Genomic DNA, 1,594 nt, shown 5'->3' with positions numbered 1-1,594 from the left:
GGCGAGGACCGGCGCGGCGACCAGGTCGCCGCACGCGGGGACCAGCGCGGCGACCGCCAGGGGAACCGTGAGGGCGCCGAGAACCGTGAGGCCCGGCAGGGCGACGCCCGCCAGGGCGACACCCGCCAGGCCGACACCCGGCAGGCCGACACCCGGCAGGGCGACGCCCGCCACGACCGCGACGCCGACGACCGGTCGGCTGACAACCGTCAGCAGGGCCGCGGCCAGAGCGCGGGTCAGGGCAGCTTCGACGACGACGGCGAGGGCCGTGGGCGTCGGCGCAACCGCAACCGGAACCGCAACCGGGACAAGCGTCGCGGGGGCCGTGGCGACTTCGGTGACTACGAGGGGGAGCCGCAGGTGACCGAGGACGACGTCCTCGTGCCCGTGGCCGGCATCCTCGACGTGCTCGACAACTACGCGTTCGTCCGCACGTCCGGCTACCTGCCCGGCGCGAACGACGTCTACGTGCCGCTCGGCATGGTCAAGAAGAACGGCATGCGCAAGGGCGACGCCGTGACCGGCGCGGTGAAGGCGCAGCACGACGACCAGCAGGGCCAGCGCCAGAAGTTCAACGCGCTGGTTCGCCTCGACACGGTGAACGGCATGAGCCCCGAGGACGCCCGCAAGCGGGTCGAGTTCGGGAAGCTCACGCCGCTGTACCCGCAGCAGCGGCTGCGCCTCGAGACCGAGCCGCACATCCTCACCACCCGCGTCATCGACCTCGTCGCCCCGATCGGCAAGGGCCAGCGTGGCCTCATCGTGGCCCCGGCCAAGGCCGGCAAGACGATGGTCATGCAGGCGATCGCCAACGCCATCACGACGAACAACCCCGAGTGCCACCTCATGGTCGTCCTCGTCGACGAGCGTCCCGAGGAGGTCACCGACATGCAGCGCGCGGTGAAGGGCGAGGTCATCTCCTCGACCTTCGACCGCCCCGCGGAGGACCACACGACGGTCGCCGAGCTGGCCATCGAGCGGGCCAAGCGCCTCGTCGAGATGGGCCACGACGTGGTCGTGCTGCTCGACTCGATCACCAAGCTGGGTCGTGCCTACAACCTCGCCACCCCGGCGAGCGGGCGCATCCTCTCCGGTGGTGTCGACTCGGCTGCGCTCTACCCGCCGAAGAAGTTCTTCGGCGCCGCGCGCAACATCGAGAACGGTGGCTCGCTCACCATCCTCGCCACCGCCCTGGTCGAGACCGGCTCGCGGATGGACGAGGTGATCTTCGAGGAGTTCAAGGGCACCGGGAACATGGAGCTCAAGCTCGACCGTGGCCTGGCCAACCGCCGCATCTTCCCGGCGGTCGACGTCAACAACTCCGGCACCCGCAAGGAGGAGATCCTGCTCTCCTCCGAGGAGCTGAAGATCATGTGGAAGCTGCGCCGGGTGCTCGCCGCGCTCGACCAGCAGCAGGGCATCGAGCTGCTCATCGACCGCATCAAGAAGACGAAGAGCAACATCGAGTTCCTCATGCAGGTACAGCAGACGTCCTCGATCAGGATCGACGACGACAAGGACGACTGACCCGTCACCGCGGGCTGACGCGAGTCCTGCACCCGCAACCCCGGCCGAGGGCCCGGCACCACACAGG

The 1,594-nt window shown here is 69.6% G+C and carries 1 protein-coding gene; it reads left to right on the top strand.

The window, feature by feature from the left end; translation table 11 throughout:
- Nucleotides 1-1,527 (top strand): transcription termination factor Rho (rho, locus tag ACFUC1_RS20540; RefSeq protein WP_379123163.1); only part of this gene is annotated, 1,527 nt, incomplete at its 5' end.
- Between the last annotated feature and the right edge of the window lie 67 nt (nt 1,528-1,594).

Origin of the sequence: Pedococcus sp. NPDC057267 (assembly GCF_042668795.1) — a bacterium.
Classification (GTDB): Bacteria; Actinomycetota; Actinomycetes; order Actinomycetales; family Dermatophilaceae; genus Pedococcus.
The sequence above is the reverse complement of the archived record's forward strand: the minus strand, read 5'-3'. Positions and strand labels throughout refer to the sequence as shown.